At 71.0% G+C, this 13,625-nt stretch carries 15 protein-coding genes; 14 read left to right on the forward strand and 1 reads right to left on the reverse strand.

Going from position 1 to position 13,625, the window contains the following annotated elements:
* Position 1 precedes the first annotated feature (1 nt).
* From ACFYV1_RS00410 to ACFYV1_RS00420, 3 genes are all read left to right on the forward strand, one after another.
* Entirely contained in the window at positions 2 to 1,240 is a 1,239-nt protein-coding gene (locus ACFYV1_RS00410; protein ID WP_389393101.1) for a sensor histidine kinase, read from the forward strand.
* Positions 1,241 to 1,621: 381 nt separating this feature from the next.
* Complete coding sequence (locus ACFYV1_RS00415) at positions 1,622 to 1,918, forward strand: DUF4193 domain-containing protein (RefSeq protein WP_005310959.1); 297 nt, start codon at positions 1,622 to 1,624, stop codon at positions 1,916 to 1,918.
* A gap of 13 nt (positions 1,919 to 1,931) precedes the next feature.
* Positions 1,932 to 2,927 carry a hypothetical protein gene (locus ACFYV1_RS00420; protein WP_389393102.1) on the forward strand — a complete coding sequence of 332 codons (996 nt, stop codon included), beginning with the start codon at positions 1,932 to 1,934 and terminating at the stop codon, positions 2,925 to 2,927.
* Between the two features lie 118 nt (positions 2,928 to 3,045).
* Here the strand turns inward: ACFYV1_RS00420 and ACFYV1_RS00425 are convergent, their stop codons facing one another.
* Entirely contained in the window at positions 3,046 to 3,504 is a 459-nt protein-coding gene (locus ACFYV1_RS00425; RefSeq protein ID WP_389393103.1) for a DUF3093 domain-containing protein, read from the reverse strand.
* Between the two features lie 58 nt (positions 3,505 to 3,562).
* Between ACFYV1_RS00425 and ACFYV1_RS00430 the strand changes: the two genes are divergently transcribed.
* The 11 genes from ACFYV1_RS00430 (at position 3,563) to ACFYV1_RS00480 (ending at position 13,486) form a co-directional block, all read left to right on the forward strand.
* Entirely contained in the window at positions 3,563 to 4,183 is a 621-nt protein-coding gene (locus ACFYV1_RS00430; RefSeq protein ID WP_389393104.1) for a PaaI family thioesterase, read from the forward strand.
* Positions 4,183 to 4,695: a dUTP diphosphatase gene (dut, locus tag ACFYV1_RS00435; protein ID WP_389393105.1), complete on the forward strand. Its 513-nt coding sequence runs from the start codon at positions 4,183 to 4,185 to the stop codon at positions 4,693 to 4,695. Before ACFYV1_RS00430 ends, dut begins: the two co-directional genes overlap by 1 nt.
* 1 nt (position 4,696) lies before the next feature.
* A complete protein-coding gene (locus ACFYV1_RS00440; protein WP_389393106.1) occupies positions 4,697 to 5,464 on the forward strand; it encodes a DUF3710 domain-containing protein in 768 nt (255 codons plus the stop codon).
* Between the two features lie 162 nt (positions 5,465 to 5,626).
* Positions 5,627 to 6,358, forward strand: a complete 732-nt coding sequence (locus ACFYV1_RS00445; RefSeq protein WP_389393107.1) for an ABC transporter ATP-binding protein — start codon at positions 5,627 to 5,629, stop codon at positions 6,356 to 6,358.
* 276 nt (positions 6,359 to 6,634) lie between these two features.
* Positions 6,635 to 7,471: a helix-turn-helix domain-containing protein gene (locus ACFYV1_RS00450; protein ID WP_389393108.1), complete on the forward strand. Its 837-nt coding sequence runs from the start codon at positions 6,635 to 6,637 to the stop codon at positions 7,469 to 7,471.
* A gap of 82 nt (positions 7,472 to 7,553) precedes the next feature.
* A complete protein-coding gene (locus ACFYV1_RS00455) occupies positions 7,554 to 8,024 on the forward strand; it encodes a cupin domain-containing protein (RefSeq protein ID WP_389393109.1) in 471 nt (156 codons plus the stop codon).
* On the forward strand, positions 8,021 to 8,740 hold the full coding sequence (locus tag ACFYV1_RS00460) for an SGNH/GDSL hydrolase family protein (protein WP_389393110.1): 720 nt from the start codon (positions 8,021 to 8,023) through the stop codon (positions 8,738 to 8,740). The genes ACFYV1_RS00455 and ACFYV1_RS00460 overlap by 4 nt, the downstream gene beginning before the upstream one ends.
* A 244-nt stretch (positions 8,741 to 8,984) precedes the next feature.
* Positions 8,985 to 11,528 carry an ATP-binding protein gene (locus ACFYV1_RS00465; protein ID WP_389393111.1) on the forward strand — a complete coding sequence of 848 codons (2,544 nt, stop codon included), beginning with the start codon at positions 8,985 to 8,987 and terminating at the stop codon, positions 11,526 to 11,528.
* A gap of 62 nt (positions 11,529 to 11,590) precedes the next feature.
* A complete protein-coding gene (locus ACFYV1_RS00470; RefSeq protein ID WP_389393112.1) occupies positions 11,591 to 12,274 on the forward strand; it encodes a response regulator in 684 nt (227 codons plus the stop codon).
* A 33-nt stretch (positions 12,275 to 12,307) separates the two neighbouring features.
* Positions 12,308 to 12,733, forward strand: coding sequence for an OB-fold nucleic acid binding domain-containing protein (locus tag ACFYV1_RS00475; protein ID WP_389393113.1), 426 nt, complete (start codon positions 12,308 to 12,310; stop codon positions 12,731 to 12,733).
* Between the two features lie 3 nt (positions 12,734 to 12,736).
* Positions 12,737 to 13,486, forward strand: a complete 750-nt coding sequence (locus ACFYV1_RS00480) for a DUF3159 domain-containing protein (RefSeq protein WP_389393114.1) — start codon at positions 12,737 to 12,739, stop codon at positions 13,484 to 13,486.
* Positions 13,487 to 13,625 lie beyond the last annotated feature (139 nt).

Below are 13,625 nucleotides of genomic sequence, written 5' to 3' on the forward strand. Positions count from 1 at the left end.
GATGGCAACCATTCCCGCGCCGCCTCCGGAGGCGCCGCCCAAGCCGACCTGGGACCCCCGGGAGCCGGTCCGCCCGTGGCTGCGCCCCACCATCCGGATACGGCTCACGCTGCTGTACGGCGGGATGTTCCTGATCGCCGGCATCCTGCTGCTCTCGATCATCTACCTCTTCACCGCGCAGGCACTGAACGTCGGCGTCACCGAGCTGCCCTTCGAGATCGTCAAGGGCGAGGTGCGGCCCACCACGGACTGGTGCACCCTCCCCAAGGAGGGCTCCGGCGAGCAGTTCAACCAGGCCGTCTCCGCCTGTCTCCAGCACCAGCGTGAGCTGGCCCTGGACGACCTGCTGCGCCGCTCGCTGTTCGCGCTGCTGGGGCTGAGCATCATCGCGTTCGCGTTCGGCTACGCGATGGCCGGCCGCGTCCTGTCTCCGCTCGGGCGGATCACCCGCACCGCCCGTCAGGTGGCCGGTTCCGACCTGTCGCGCCGGATCGAGCTGGACGGCCCGGACGACGAGCTCAAGGAGCTCGCCGACACCTTCGACGAGATGCTGGACCGCCTGGAGCGGGCCTTCAGCGCCCAGCAGCGGTTCGTGGCGAACGCCTCCCACGAGCTGCGTACGCCGCTCGCGATCAACCGCACGCTGCTGGAGGTCCACCTCTCCGACCCCGGAGCGCCCTTGGAGCTGCATCAGCTGGGAAAGACGCTGCTGGCCACCAACGAGCGCAGCGAACAGCTGGTGGAGGGCCTTCTGCTGCTCGCCCGCAGCGACAACCAGATCGTCGAGCGCAAGCCTGTGGACCTCGCGGAGGTCGCCTCGCGCGCCATCGACCAGGTCCGCTCCGAGGCCGTCGAGAAGGGCGTGGAGGTGCGTGGAGGGCGCGAGCCGGCCGTCGTGCAGGGAAACGGCGTCCTGCTCGAGCGGATCGCTCTCAACCTCGTACAGAACGCCGTCCGCTACAACGTTCAGGAGGGCGGCTGGGTGGAGGTGACCACGACGGTCGAGCACGGCCACGCGGTCCTGCTGGTCTCGAACACGGGCCCTGTCGTGCCCGCGTACGAGATCGACAATCTGTTCGAGCCGTTCAGGCGGCTCCGGCAGGAGCGGACCGGCAGTGACAAGGGTGTCGGCCTGGGGCTTTCGATCGCCCGCTCCGTGGCCCGGGCCCACGGGGGTCGCATCACGGCGGTGCCGCGGGACGGCGGCGGTCTGGTGATGCGTGTCACCCTTCCGGTTTGAGTTGAGGAATCGATGTTCGCTTTAAGCGGAATTTTCGGAAAAGGCCTCCGGCGAATCCGTGTGCGATCGATCACATGGGCCTGATCGTCGCTGTCTACGCTCCGTGATCAAGAATCCCCCGGAAAGCCGGGAAAAGCCCGGGTTTCCAGGGGGTGACATCACGGGAAGTACACGGGGTGGCGCCCGTGAAGCGCGTCCATGGACCGTGTACGGTCCCCATCGCCGTCCAACCCGATCACTCCCGAGGGGTCCGGTTGGGTGTCGATTGAGTAACAGACCTTGATGTGAGGCAAAATCTCCGCCTCAGGTCGGGCACAAGTCCGGCCTCTTACGCGTTACGTGCGCTGGAGACACCGCAACCACCCAGAGGGGGAGAGCGACATGGCAACGGACTACGACACCCCACGCAAGACCGATGACGACGTCGATTCGGACAGCCTGGAAGAACTGAAGGCTCGGCGGAACGACAAGTCGACCTCGACCGTCGACGTCGACGAGTTCGAGGCCGCAGAGGGCATGGAGCTCCCCGGAGCCGACCTGTCCAACGAGGAGCTCGCCGTCCGGGTCCTGCCCAAGCAGGCCGACGAATTCACCTGCATGAGCTGCTTCCTCGTGCACCACCGCAGCCAGCTGGCGCGCGAGAAGAACGGCCAGCCCATCTGCCGCGACTGCGACTGAGGGCAGGCCGCCAGTGGCAGGCGAGACACCGTCCGGGAAGCGGCGCTTCCGGCGCAGGAAACCGCCGGAGGCGCACCAGGGCGGTACGGGCCCCGTAGAGGACGCCACGGCGTCCGCGGCGGACCCGGCCGCTCTACTGCCGCACGACGCGATCGAGGGTGTGGAGCGGGGCCTGCCGGCCTCGCTCGATACGGCCGGCCAGGCCGGGCCCCCGACCAGGGTCCGACGCCTGGCCAGTGCCGGCAGGCGTGTCGGCGAGAGCGTCGTCAAGGGCGGTGGAAACGCAAGGGCGGGCCTCGTCAGAGGCGGACAGGGCGCCCGTACCGGGCTCGTGAAGAGCAAAGAAGGCGCCAAAGCGGCGCTGGCCCACATCGCCGACACCCTGATCGACAACGCGCCGCGCATCCCCGTGCGCGACCTGGAGAAGCTGCGCACGCAGTTTCCCGGCCTGACCCCCGAGCAGCTTGCCGACAAGCTGGTCGCGGGAGCGGCGAACGCCAGCTCCACCGTCGGCGCCGGAGTCGGCGCCGCCGCGATGATGCCCGTACCACCCGCGATGCCCACCGAGCTCGCGGCGGAGATCATCGGCGTCGCGGCGATCGAGCTGAAACTCATCGCCGAACTCCACGAGGTCTACGGCGTGCGGCCGCCCGGCAACCTCAAGGACCGCAGCACCACCTATCTGAACGCCTGGTCGCAGGAGCGCGGGATCGAGATCACCAAGCCCTCGACGTTCAACGCGTCCATGAGCGGTCAGCTCAAGCGCCAGTTGCGTCAGCAGATCATGAAACGCATGGTGCGCAACCTTCCGAACCTGATGCCGTTCATGATCGGCGCGGCGGTCGGTGCCGTGATGAACCGTCGTGACACCCGGAAACTCGCGGAGCGCGTCCGCGGCGACCTGCGGCACAGGCAGGTCCCCTGGGACGCACTGAGCGGCCTTCCGGCGCTGGAGCAGCCCAAGGACCCCCTGGAGCCCCGTGAGCTCCCTCCGGGAGACAACACCTGACCCCGGCCTGACGGAGGGCGGAGGGCGGAAGGCGGCCCGTACGCACGCCTCAGCGGCCTTGCCGCGGAGCCCCCAACCGGCCATGCCTCCGAAGGCCGGCGCCTCGCGCCCGTGAGCCTCAGGCGGAGCGGACGGCCGTCAGGGCGTCCGCCAGCGCCCGCGGGTCCCGTGTCGACAGGTACACGTAAGGCGTCGGGTCCTCGGGATCGGTGATCTCGATCCGCAGGGCCGTCGGAATGTAGCTGCGCAGCAGCATGAAGGCGCGTGGATCGGCCTTGTGGAACCGCCAGGCCCGCGCCTCGTCGGCATCGAGCACCTCGGGCTCCCCGAGCGCCGACACCGGGATCTTCGCGTCCGCCGCGACCAGTGCCCCCGCCACCACCCGGATCCGGGCCGAGCCGTACGAACTGACCAGCGCCGACGCCAGCGCGCCCGCGCCGATCACGCCGCCCAGCATCGGCAGCGTCCCCAGCGGCAGCAGGACCAGACCGCCGGAGACGGCGACGAGTGCGGCGATCACCCACCACGATCGGGGCGCGGTCAGACGTTCTGCGTACTGCGGGGCGGAAGGCTGCATGAATCCAAGCTTGGCACGGCGCGACCGGCGGGTAGCCGCGCGGGTAAGGTCTGCGCCTGTGAACAACGTGAATCCCCGGGAGGCGAACCCCGGACCCCCCGCCGGTTCCACGGCCCTGACCCCGCCCGCCGACGCCACGGCGCCGGTCCGGCACCCCGACGCCCCCGCCCCGGGTGAACTTCTCGGCGCGCACTACGGGCACTGCTTCGGGTGCGGCGGGGAGCAGCCCCACGGACTGCACCTGGCGGCGCGGGCCGAGGACGGCGTACGCGTCACCGCCGAGTTCACCGTCAAGGCGGCGCACCAGGGTGCCCCCGGTCTCGCGCACGGCGGGGTGCTCGCCACCGCGCTGGACGAGACGCTCGGCTCGCTGAACTGGCTGCTGCGGGTCATCGCCGTCACCGGCAAACTCGAGACCGACTTCGTGCGGCCCGTGCCCGTCGGCACCGTGCTGCACCTCGACGCCGAGGTCACCGCGGTGGCAGGACGCAAGATCTACTCGACCGCCACCGGCCGGATCGGCGGCCCCGACGGGCCGGTGGCCGTCCGGGCCGCGGCCCTGTTCATCGAGGTCAAGGTCGACCACTTCATCGAGAACGGCCGCCCGGCGGAGATCCAGGCCGCGATGGCGGACCCCGACCAGGTCAGGCGCGCCCGCGCCTTCGAGGTGAACCCGTGATGCGTGAACCCGTCGACGTACTGATCCGCCGCGTGGACCCCGACGTGCCGCTGCCGTCGTACGGGCACCCCGGTGACGCCGGTGCCGATCTGGTGACGTGCGAGGCCGCCGAACTCGCTCCAGGAGAGCGTGCGGTGCTCCCCACCGGTGTCTCGATCGCCCTCCCCGACGGGTACGCGGCCTTCGTGCACCCCCGGTCCGGGCTGGCCGCCCGTTGCGGAGTCGCCCTCGTGAATGCCCCAGGGACGATTGATGCCGGGTACCGTGGGGAAATCAAGGTGATCGTGGTCAATCTCGATCCACGCGAGAGCGTGCGATTCGAACGGTTCGACCGGATTGCCCAACTGGTCGTCCAGCAGGTCGAGAAGGTGCGCTTCCACGAGGTTGCGGAGCTTCCCGGCTCGGCGCGGGCCGAGGGGGGCTTCGGGTCCACCGGCGGTCATGCCGCCGTGGACGGCTCTACGGGTGGGAATCGATACGCTTCGGTCGTATCCGACCGGGAAGGACAGTGACGTGTTCGGACGTCGCAAGAAGAGTGGTTCCGCCGAGGACGCGGCGGACGCAACGGGCGAGGCCGAGCAGGTCGACGAGCTCGGTACGGACGCCGAGGAGGGCGAGGCCCGCCGGGCGAACCTTCCGCCGGCGCCCCGGCCCGACGGACCCTGGGACGTGTCCGAGGTCTCCAGGCCCGGCGAGGGCCGGGTCGACCTCGGTGGCCTCTTCGTGCCCGGGGTCGAGGGCATGGAACTCCGTGTCGAGGTCGCCGGCGATGCGATCGTCGCGGCCACCGTGGTGCTGCGCGACAGCGCCGTGCAGCTCCAGGCCTTCGCGGCACCCAAGAAGGAGGGCATCTGGGGCGAGGTCCGCGAGGAGATCGCCTCCGGTATCACTCAGCAGGGTGGCGTCATCGACGAGGTCCAGGGCCCGCTGGGCTGGGAGCTGCGGGCCCAGGTGCCCGTACAGCTGCCCGACGGCACGGGCGGTGTGCAGCTCGTGCGCTTCGTCGGAGTCGACGGTCCGCGCTGGTTCCTGCGTGGAGTGATCTCCGGCCAGGGCGCGGTGCAGCCGCAGGCCGCCGGCCTCCTCGAGCAGATCTTCCGGGACACCGTCGTCGTGCGCGGCGACGGCCCGATGGCACCGCGCGACCCGATCGTCCTCAAGCTGCCGGACGACGCGCAGATGGTGCCCGAGGGCGTCCAGCAGGAGGAGCAGGAAGGCTCCCGCTTCTCCGGAGGCATGGGCCAGCTCCAGCGCGGCCCCGAGATCACCGAGGTGCGCTGACAGCGCGCCGCACAGTGCCAGGAGCGGGCCGTACTCCCTTCGGGGAGTGCGGCCCGCTCCAGCATTCGGGCGCGGGGAACGGGGCAGGGCGCACGACCGTTGTCCACGCAGACGGCCGCCGCACATACTGGGCGAGCCGCATCCAGCACGGGGGGACCACTGATGACCGAGAGCAGCAGCGCGCAGTCCGGCACGACCGTCACCGACGACCCGGCACGCCGTCCCATGGTGCGGGTCGAGAACCTGCACCGCTCGTACGGCACGGGCGCCGCGGCCGTGCACGCGCTGCGCGGCGTCTCCTTCGACATCCCCAGGGGCGAACTCGTCGCGCTGAAGGGCCGCTCCGGCTCGGGCAAGACCACACTCCTCAACCTGGTCGGCGGCCTGGACACCCCGGACGAGGGACGGATCACCGTCGACGGCACCGACCTCTCCGGGCTCGGCGAGAACGGCCTGCTGGAACTGCGGCGCGACCGGATCGGCTTCATCTTCCAGTCGTTCGGGCTGATACCCATCCTCAGCGCCGCGGAGAACGTCGGCGTGCCGATGCGGCTCCGCAAGGCCGATCCCCGGGAACGGGAGGAGCGCGTCGCGCTGCTCCTGGCACTGGTCGGCCTGGCCGACCACGCCGCGCAGCGTCCGGGCGAGCTCTCGGGCGGCCAGCAGCAGCGGGTCGCCATTGCCCGCGCGCTCGCCAACCGGCCCAAGCTGATCATCGCCGACGAACCGACCGGGCAGCTCGACGCGGAAACGGGACTCGCCGTGATGGAGCTGCTGCGCGCGGTGGTGCGCGGCGAAGGCGTCACCGCCCTCGTCGCCACGCACGACCCCCAGCTGCTGAGCCTGGCGGACCGCGTGCTGGAACTGAGCGACGGCGAGATCGTCGAACACTGACGGGCCGCTGGGACGGCGGCGGGCCGGGTCACGCCTCTCGGGCCGGGCCCGGTGGTTCCGGTGACGACCTGGGGCGGGCCCGCGCTTCGGCCGGGGCCGGGGCCGTGTTCCGGCGTCAGGTCGCCGTTCCGGGCGTTGCCCGGTCCTGCCCGTATCCGGCCGCTTTCCCGAACCTGCCGCCCCTGGGCTCGCGCCGCCCCACGTCCCGGACATGCGCGGTGTCGGCGTTGCTCGGCGCGCAGGTCGCGTCATCAGCCGGCTCGTACACTGACGAAAATGGAGGACCACACGGCCACCGGGATCGGTGCACGTCCGGCGCCCGTCCTGCGGGAGTACGTCGACTCGTATGTCGGCTTCGACCTCCGCGGGCTCCCTGCGGGGGTGCACTGCGGGCCGCCGAGCCGCGCACTCACTGCGGTGATCAGCCTGTCAGATCCTTTGGAGGTGGCGGCGGGCGTTGACGACGGGTCACCGGTCACCCGGTTCGGCAGCGTGGCCGGCGGTCTGAGGTGCCGGTCCGTCGCGATTCACCACGACGGACGCCAGCAGGGTGTCAAGCTGTCGCTGACACCGCTCGGGGCCCGGGCCCTCTACGGCATGCCGTCCGCCGAGCTCGCCCACCGACTGGTCCCACTCGACGAGCTTCTCGGAGGGATTGCCGTCGAGCTGGTCGACCGGCTGCGATCGGCGACAACATGGGCGGCACGGTTCACCGCGCTGGACGATTTGCTCCTCCGCGCTGTCGGCCGTGGCGCCTGCGGCGACCGTGTGCGTCGGGTGCGCCCCGAGGTGGCCGAGGCATGGCGCCGCCTCGTCGCCGCGCGGGGTCGGGTCCAGGTTGGTGCGGTCGCCGCGGAACTCGGCTGGAGCCGTCGGTACCTCACCGAGCGGTTTCGCGGTGAGGTGGGCCTGTCGCCGAAGACCGTCGCCCGAGTCCTGCGCTTCGAGTACGCGCACGAACTGGCGGCGGCGCAGGACCCGCTCCCGTGGGGCGATGTGGCAACCGCCTCCGGCTATGCCGACCAGGCCCATCTCGTTCGGGACTGGCGCGAGTTCACGGGCCGATCGCCGACGGCCTGGCGTCGCGGCGAAGTCCTCCTCGGAGCCGGGTAGCCGCCAACCGTCTGCCCTTCGCGTCGGCTTCTCTTCCCATTTCTTCAAGACCGCCCGATCGCCGTCGTGGACGATCGTCGGCATGAGAATCGTCAACGACGAACGCAATGCCTTCGATCTGCGGACCACCCCCGTGCACCTCGGACTGGGATCGAGAGCGAAACCCGTCGAGGGTTTCACCTGGGACCCGGAGGTGCTCCAGGCATACAGCGCCGCGGTCGCGGCAGACGGCGCCGAGGGCCGGATGGTCATGATCTTCGACGGCGAAGGGCTCGGCGACCATTGGGAGAGCCACCCGGCGGGCGACGAACTGGTCGTCTGCCTCAGCGGGGCCGTCACGGTCACTCGTGACGTGGGCGGGGTGCCCGACCGCGTTCTGCTCGGGCCGGGCGAGGCCACCGTCAATCCGGCCGGGGTGTGGCACGTGGTCGACATGGAGGGGCCGACGTCCATCCTGGCCATCTCCGCGACCCTCGGCACCGACCACCGTCCTCGGACCGACGCCCACCCGACCGAACGCGTCGGCACGCCCGGCCCGGTGGAAGCGCCGTGACGACACGCATCGCATGCCTCGGAGACAGCCTCACCCGCGCGCAGTTCAGCGTCGACTACCTGGAACTTCTCGGACGACGCCGCCCTCCGGGTGACGTGCGGCCCGCACGTTTCGGCGCCAACGGCGACTTCGCCCACAACCTCTTGCAGCGCCTCGATGCTGTCGTCACGAACCCACCCGATGTGATCACCGTGTTGATCGGGACCAACGACGCCCGAGCGAGCCTTGCCGGCTACCCCGTCGAGCAGGCCATGAAGCGCAAACAGCTCCCCGGTCGCCCGTCGGCCGGCTGGTTCCAGCAGTGCCTGGGAGCCGTCGTCGCACGGCTGCGAGCGGAGACCGACGCCACGATCGGCCTGCTGTCGCTACCGGTACTCGGCCAACAACTCGACGGCGCAGCGGCACAGGCATCGCGGGCGTACAGCCGGATGATCGCCGAGGTCGCCGCCACCGAGGAGGTGGCCTACCTCCCGCTCCACGAACGCCAGACCGAGGAACTGCGCCAAGCGGACCCGCCGCCGATTTCATACCGGGAGGCGACGCCCGCAGCGGTCGTCGGCGTCCTCGTCCAGCACGCAGTGCTGCGCCGCAGCCTCGACACCATCTCGCGGCGACGGGGTCTTGTGCTCACGACCGACCACATCCACCAGAACAGCCGCGGCGCCGCCCTCATCGCCGAGGTCATCGACGCCGGTCTGCTGACCCGGAGCGCGTAGCTGGTCCCGGCGCCCGGCCCGTCGGATGCCATCCACCGCGCGGGGTGGCATGGTCTCGGGCCGCCCTCGCATGATCACCGCAGTCTACGGCTGGTGACAGCGTTCTCGCCGGTGCCCCGACGGGGGGCGGCCCCATCAGAATCGCGTCAATACGCACCCCGGAGTCCCCTCCCGTCCGCTTCATCCGTTTCCTTCGACGTAGGGTCGACGCTGCTCAGGACTGTGCAGAGAAGACAATGGGGCCATGGGACGCGGCAAGCTACGGATCTACCTCGGTGCGGCACCGGGCGTCGGCAAGACGTACGCGATGCTGTCCGAGGCGCACCGCCGCGCCGAACGCGGCACCGACTGCGTGGTGGCCTTCGTCGAGTCGCACGGCCGGCCCAGGACCGCCGCGCTCCTGGACGGCCTGGAGCAGACACCGCGACGGGAGATCGTCCACGACGGCGCCGTCGTGACGGAGATGGATGTCGACGCGGTGCTGGCACGCCGCCCCGCCGTGGCCCTCGTCGACGAACTCGCCCACACCAACGTGCCCGGCTCCCGCAACCCGAAGCGCTGGCAGGACGTCGAGGAACTGCTCGCGGCGGGCACGGACGTCATATCCACCGTCAACATCCAGCACCTCGAGTCGCTCGGCGACGTCGTCGAGGCCATCACGGGGGTGCGGCAGGGCGAGACCGTCCCGGACGAGGTGGTCCGCCGGGCCGAGCAGATGGAACTCGTCGACATGGCGCCCCAGGCGCTGCGCCGCCGCATGGCCCACGGCAACATCTACCAGCCGGACAAGGTCGACGCCGCCCTCTCCAACTACTTCCGCCCCGGGAACCTCACCGCCCTGCGCGAACTGGCCCTGCTCTGGCTCGCCGACCGGGTCGACGAGTACCTCCAGCAGTACCGCGGCGAGCACAACATCCGCTCCACCTGGCAGGCACGCGAACGCATCGTCGTCGGGCTCACCGGCGGTCCCGAGGGGCGCACCCTCATCCGGCGCGCGGCGCGACTGGCGGAGAAGGGCGCGGGCGGCGAGGTGCTCGCCGTCTACATCGCCCGCAGTGACGGGCTGACCGCCGCCTCCCCCAAGGAACTCGCGGTGCAGCGCACCCTCGTCGAGGATCTCGGGGGCACCTTCCACCACGTCATCGGCGACGACGTGCCCTCCGCTCTGCTCGAGTTCGCACGGGGCGTCAACGCCACCCAGATCGTGCTCGGCTCCAGCCGCCGCAAGGCCTGGCAGTACCTGTTCGGACCGGGCGTCGGCGCGACCGTCGCCCGCGACTCCGGCCCCGACCTCGACGTCCACATCGTCACCCACGACGAGGCCGGCAAGGGCAGGGGCCTGCCCGGTGCCAGAGGCGGCAGGCTCGGCCGCTCCCGCATCGCCGGTGGATGGCTCGTCGGCGTCGGGGGCCCCGTGCTGCTGTCGCTGCTGCTCACCGGCCTCGACCGCGGTCCGGGCCTCGCCAACAACGTGCTGCTCTTCCTCTTCCTGACCGTGGTCGCGGCCCTGCTCGGCGGACTGCTGCCGGCGCTCGCCTCCGCCGCCGTCGGCTCGGTGCTGCTGAACTACTACTTCACCTCGCCCACCCACACCCTTGACATCGCGGAGCCGCGGAATCTCGTCGCCATCGTGATCTTCTTCGCGGTCGGTGTGGCGGTGGCCTCCGTCGTGGACCTCGCCGCGCGCCGTACGCACCAGGCGGCCCGGCTGAAGGCCGAGTCCGAGATCCTCTCGTTCCTCGCCGGCAGCGTCCTGCGCGGCGACACGGCTCTGGACGCTCTGCTGGAACGGGTACGGGAGACGTTCGGCATGGAGTCCGTCGCGCTGCTGGAGCGCGACAGCGACGTCGACCCCTGGACCCGCACCGCCAGCGTCGGACCCAGCCCCGCGACCCGTCCCGACGACGCGGATGTCGACATGCCGGTCGGCGACCACATGGCGATGGCGCTCTCGGGCCGTGTACTGCCCGCGGAGGACCGTCGCGTGCTCGCCGCGTTCGCCACCCAGGCGGCGGTCGTCGTGGACCGGCAGCGGCTCGTGGGGGAGGCGGAGCAGGCCCGCGAGCTCGCGGAGGGCAACCGGATACGCACGGCACTGCTCGCGGCCGTCAGCCACGACCTGCGCACCCCGCTGGCCGGCATCAAGGCGGCCGTCACCTCGCTGCGGTCCGACGACGTCGCATGGTCCGAGGCGGACGAGGCCGAGCTGCTGGCCGGGATCGAGGAGGGCGCCGACCGGCTCGACCACCTGGTCGGCAACCTCCTCGACATGTCCAGGCTCCAGACCGGGACCGTCACCCCCCTCATCCGCAAGACCGGCCTCGACGAGGTGATCCCCCTGGGGCTCGCCGGCGTCCCGGCCGACAGCGTCGAACTGGACATCCCGGAGACGCTGCCGATGGTGGCCGTGGACCGCGGACTGCTCGAGCGTGCCGTGGCCAACATCGTCGAGAACGCCGTCAAGTACAGCCCCGACGGCGCCCCCGTCACGGTCGCCGCCAGCGCCCTGGGCCGACGCGTCGAGCTGCGAGTCGTGGACCGGGGCGTCGGCGTGCCCGACGACGCCAAGGACCGGATCTTCGAGCCGTTCCAGCGGTACGGGGACGCCCCGCGCGGCGCGGGCGTCGGACTCGGACTGGCCGTCGCCCGCGGTTTCATGGAGGCGATGGGCGGCACGCTCACCGCGGAGGACACCCCCGGCGGAGGCATGACCATGGTCATCACACTGCCGGCCGCCGCCGGCCCGGGCGGGCCGGGATCCGTTCTCCCGGCCGAGGCCACCACATGACGGCGGACCGTACACACCTGAGCAGCACCGGCAGCCCGTACGGGCGGAAAGGCGGGCAGCACATGACCCGGGTACTCGTGGTCGACGACGAGCCGCAGATAGTCCGCGCCCTCGTGATCAACCTGAAGGCGCGCGAGTACGAGGTGGACTCCGCCTCCGACGGGGCCCGTGCCCTCGAACTCGCCGCGGCACGCAGGCCCGACGTCGTCGTACTCGACCTCGGGCTGCCCGACATGGACGGCGTGGAGGTGATCAGAAGGCTGCGAGGCCGGACCCGCGTCCCGATCCTCGTGCTCTCGGCACGCCACACCTCCGACGAGAAGGTGGAGGCGCTCGACGCCGGAGCCGACGACTACGTGACCAAGCCCTTCGGCATGGACGAACTCCTCGCCCGGCTGCGCGCCGCGGTACGCAGGGCGGAGCCCGTCGGCGGCGAGGACGACATGACCACCGTCGAGACCGAGGGCTTCACCGTGGACCTGATGGCGAAGAAGGTGCACCGGGAGGGCCGTGACGTACGCCTCACTCCCACCGAATGGCACCTCCTCGAGGTGCTGGTGCGCAACACCGGACGCCTCGTCGGCCAGAAGCAGCTGCTCCAGGAGGTCTGGGGCCCCTCGTACGGCACCGAGACGAACTATCTGCGCGTCTACATGGCCCAGCTCCGACGCAAGCTCGAGGCCGATCCCTCGCACCCCCGGCACTTCGTCACCGAACCCGGCATGGGATACCGCTTCGAACGCTGATCCGGGCCTGTCGGCGGCCGGTAGGCTGGCTGTATGAGTGCTGTACCCCGCTCCGCGAAGGCGGCGAAGGAGGAAACGGTGGCCAGACCGGTCGGCCGCTTCCGGCGCATGCTCGACCGGCTCTCCAGCTCGCAGCAGGACCTCGAGTCCGAGGAGCTCCAGGAGGATGCCCAGGCGTCGGGGTGCACCCGCATCTCCGACTGCGGAGACCGCCAGATCGTCAGGGTCACTGGTACCTTGCGCACGGTCACCCTGCGTCCGCGGGCCGGTGTGCCCGCGCTGGAGGCGGAGCTCTTCGACGGCACGGCCCCGCTGGACGTCGTCTGGCTCGGCCGCCGTTCCATCGTGGGCATAGAGCCGGGACGCAGGCTGATCGCGTCCGGCCGGATCTCGATGAGCCACGGTCGCCGGGTGCTGTTCAATCCCAAATACGAACTCCGACCGCTCGGACAGGAGTAGCCGGTGGCGTCAGTCGACAAGCCGACCCCCACGACCAATGACCAGCAGGAAGCCGACACGGATGTGAAAACCGTGACGGAGGCCGCGCTGTTCGAAGCCTTCGGCGGCGTCCGCGGCATGGTGGAGACCGTCCTGCCGGGACTGCTCTTCGTCTCCATCTACACCGTCAACAAGGACCTGCACCTCTCGGCGATCGCGGCCCTCGGCGTCGCCCTGCTGATGGTCGCCGTCCGCCTCGTCCGCAGGGACACCGTCAAGCACGCGTTCAGCGGCGTCTTCGGCGTGGCGTTCGGTGTCGTGTTCGCGATGATGACCGGCAACGCGAAGGACTTCTACCTGCCGGGCATGCTGTACACGCTCGGCCTGGCGCTGGCGTACATCGTCACCGCGATCGCGGGTGTGCCGCTGATCGGCCTGATCCTCGGCCCGGTCTTCAAGGAGAACCTCTCCTGGCGGACCCGCAATCCCGGCCGCAAGAAGGCGTACACCAAGGCGAGCTGGGCATGGGGGCTGATCCTGCTCGCCAAGTGCGCGATCCTCTTCCCGCTGTACTGGTGGGCCGACACCACACAGCTCGGCTGGGTGCTGGTGGCGCTGAAGATCCCGCCGTTCCTGCTGGCGGTCTATCTGACGTGGGTCTTCCTGGCGAAGGCGCCCGCGCCCATCGACGTCTTCGCGGAGATGGAAGCGGAGGAGCGCGCCGAGGAGGCCCGCAAGGCCGAGGCCGCTGCAGCGCAGCGACCGGAGGCGTAGCGGACGCGCCGCCCCGGCATCGCGGGGGGGGGGGGCCCCCCCCCGCCGCCGGCCCCCCCCCCCCCCGGGGGGGGGGGGGGCCCCCCGCGGGGGGGGGGGCCCCCAGGGGGGGGCCCCCCCGGCCCGGGCCCCCACAAAA

It is taken from the genome of Streptomyces sp. NPDC003023 (assembly GCF_042888225.1).
Lineage (GTDB): Bacteria > Actinomycetota > Actinomycetes > Streptomycetales > Streptomycetaceae > Streptomyces.